We start from the raw sequence: 3,063 nt of genomic DNA, 5'->3' as shown, positions 1-3,063 counted from the left end.
CATCGCCACACGATATGACCGGCTCGCGACCAACTTCCTGGCCGCCGTCTCCATCGCCGCAGCCGTAAGCTACTGGTTATGAGTCTGGGCCCTAAAACTCACAGGTTGTTTTACGGACGGCGATCTCGGCGGGCCGACAAGCTTGGCCTGGCGCGATCAGATCGGTTTCACTGTCCTGCCGCGGGAAGGTCGCGACAGCTTCACGCAAGCGTTGTCGTTTTTACTGTATAGATTACGTGGAGCCGCCCTCATGCGCCTGACTATCAAGACCACGCTGAGCAGCCTATTCTGCCTCATGAGCCTCATTGTTTCAATGTTGTGCATAGTCGCGCTGTGGAATGCCTACAGGGCTTATGTCTCGGCGAGGCAGGCGACGATTATCGTCCACCTGGACAAGGACCTCTATGAAGGCCTAGCGAATCTTCGCTTTGAGCGCGGTGAGGTAGGCATAGCCCTCGCCCTGGCCAGCGACAAAAACCAGCGCAACGTCGCCAACATCGCGAGCCGCCGCGAGAAAGTGACGCCCGCGCTCCAAGCCGCGCTCGTCGCATTCAAGACCTATCCTTACGTGGATGCGAATGCCGCGACACTCATCGAGAACCTTCAAAGCCAGTTCGAGGCCGTGAAGAGCCTACGCCGTCAGGTGGATGACCAACTGTCGCTCCCGCTAGAGCGCCGCGACACTTCAATAGGCCAGAGGTTCGCCGCGACCGGCGGAAAAGTGTTGGAGACGTTGGAGCGCCTATCGACGAAGGTGGAATCCGACATCCGGGCGCTCGATCCCTCGCTGTCGCAGTTGATCCTGGTCCGCGCTATGGGGTGGGCTACACGCACTTATACTGGCATCTCCACGCTGCTTATCAATGCCGCCGTGGCGCAGGACCGCCCGCTCACCACCGAGGAAACGAAATCGCTTTTCGCCAATGACGCCAAGGCGGACGTCGCCTGGGGCGCGGTGGTCGAGATCGCGATGGCCGACAACGCACCCGCCGGTCTGCGCAAGGCCGCTCAGACCGCGCAGGACTTCTATTTTGCAGGCTCGTTCAAGGTGCTGCGTGATGGGATCGTCAACCGCATCACCGGCGGTGAGAAGAGCGGCGTCACACTGGCGGAGTGGCGCCAACCCGTCGAGATCGGCCTCGGCAATATCGCCGACGTGGCGGGCGTCGCCGTGAACAACCTCGCCGACATTGCCGACGCAAATGAGGACAGCGCCCGCAGCACCGCCATCATCTATGCCCTCGTGTTCCTCGTCTCCCTCGCGCTTGCGGGCGCCGGATTCGCTGTGGTGATCGGTCGCGTGGCGCGCCCCATATCCCACCTGACCGGCGTCATGCAGGATGTTGCCGGCGGGCATCTGGAAGTCGAGGTGCCAGGCACCTCACGCCACGATGAGATCGGCATCATGGCCAAGACGCTCCTCGTCTTCAAGGAGAGCCTGCTGCGCAATAAGCACATGCAGCGCGAGGCAGAGGAAAGCCGCCGCGCCACAGAAGCCCAGCGCCGCGGGGCCATGCTGGATCTTGCAGCGCGCTTCGAGGTGGCCGTGGGCGGCATCATTGGTCAGGTGGCCAATTCCTCTGGCGTCCTGCTCCAGGCCGCCCAGTCCATGCGCAAGACCGCGGAGGAAACCTCCACCCGCTCCACGGCCGTCGCCGCTGCAGCGGAGGAGGCCTCTACTAACGTTATCATGGTGGCCTCCTCCGCGGAGGAACTGGGCGCGTCCGTGGACGAGATTTCACGTCAGGTTCTGCAATCCTCCGAAATGTCGACGAACGCCGTTGCCGAGTCCGACCGGACCGGCCTTGTGATGCGACAGCTCGCCCAGGCGGCGGCCCGCATCGGCGATGTGGTGGAACTCATCAACACCATCGCGTCGCAAACCAATCTGCTGGCCCTCAATGCCACCATCGAGGCGGCGCGCGCCGGGGACGCCGGCAAGGGCTTCGCCGTGGTCGCCTCCGAGGTGAAGGAGCTGGCCACGCAGACAGGTAAAGCGACGGAAGAGATCGCTGCTCAGGTGAATGCCATCCAGTCCACCACACAGGAGGCCGTGAAGGTCATCGAAAGCGTGAGCCAGCAGATCCGCAGCATGAGTGACGTGGCCACCGGCATTTCGGCGGCGGTCGAGGAGCAGGGCATCGCCACGCGCGAGATCGTACGCAATGTGGATCAGGCGGCCACCGGCACCAATTCGGTGACGGCCCATATCACTGACGTTGCCCGCGCGGCGCAGGAGACAGGGGCGGCCGCCAGCGAGGTGCTCAGCGCCTCCTCCGCCCTCAGCGATCAGGCCAGGCAGTTGGAAGTGGAGATGCTGCAATTTCTTGCAACGGTACGCTCAAACTGAGCCGCTGCTACGAAATGCAAATTTGCGCTAGCGAGGTCGTCACGGTCCTGCCGAAAGCCAATGTTGCCGCTTGTGAGCCCCCGTGCGGGCGCTGATTTCGGACCCTCTCCGGGTGGGACGGCCCGAGATTGCGGCCATGCAGATTGCGCGATCAGCGGAGAGGTCGCAATGAGATAGGCGGCAGCTCGCCTTGCGGGTGTTGGTAAAGTCTGGTCCCCCCGAAGCAGAGAAATGTCCGCTCCTGGCGGAGAGCCACTCGTTAGATTACTGCGATGGCCCTGCGACTAAAGCAGCCGCGTCTGGCCTTCGATCTCTTCGCCCTTCACCCGCGCCCGCATCCTCTGCGCCGTCCGCCGATGCAAACCTGCATGACCAGCCGCCTCATCGATGGACGCCCCCTCCGCCAGCGCGCGGGCCATCCTCAACCGGGCCGCGGCCAGCGTCCCCGCCGGCCCCATGGGCACGGTGACCGTCTCGCCCCCGTACATGGCGCACAGCAGGTCCGCCCCCTCCCGCCCCAGCAGCGCCACCAGGCGGTGCTCATCACCCGCGCGCTTGGGAATGGAGAGCCGCCGCCCGCCGTGCTCGGAAGCAAACGCCAGCACCCGCGCCAGCCCGGCGGCCGGCAGCAGCGCGGACAGAAGGTGCGGCAGAGGCGGAACCTCGCTCATGCCCGCCCCGCCTTCATCCGCTTGCGGATGAGCGCGCCACCC

2 protein-coding genes and 1 pseudogene are annotated in these 3,063 nt (G+C 64.4%); 2 read left to right on the top strand and 1 reads right to left on the bottom strand.

What is annotated here, in order from left to right:
- Both YU1_RS33815 and YU1_RS0125535 read left to right on the top strand, forming a co-directional pair.
- Positions 1 to 82 (top strand): annotated as a pseudogene (locus tag YU1_RS33815) (IS5/IS1182 family transposase); the annotation flags it as partial.
- A gap of 168 nt (positions 83 to 250) precedes the next feature.
- Positions 251 to 2,350, top strand: coding sequence for a methyl-accepting chemotaxis protein (locus YU1_RS0125535; RefSeq protein WP_051357368.1), 2,100 nt, complete (start codon positions 251 to 253; stop codon positions 2,348 to 2,350).
- Positions 2,351 to 2,634: 284 nt separating this feature from the next.
- On the opposite strand, the gene YU1_RS31315 is transcribed toward YU1_RS0125535, so the two are convergent.
- On the bottom strand, positions 2,635 to 3,021 hold the full coding sequence (locus YU1_RS31315; RefSeq protein ID WP_051357366.1) for a helix-turn-helix domain-containing protein: 387 nt from the start codon (positions 3,019 to 3,021) through the stop codon (positions 2,635 to 2,637).
- Positions 3,022 to 3,063 lie beyond the last annotated feature (42 nt).

This window comes from Azorhizobium doebereinerae UFLA1-100, assembly GCF_000473085.1.
In the GTDB taxonomy this organism is placed as follows: Bacteria; Pseudomonadota; Alphaproteobacteria; order Rhizobiales; family Xanthobacteraceae; genus Azorhizobium; species Azorhizobium doebereinerae.
Note: the sequence above shows the minus strand (reverse complement) of the source record. Positions and strands in the feature narration are given on the sequence as shown.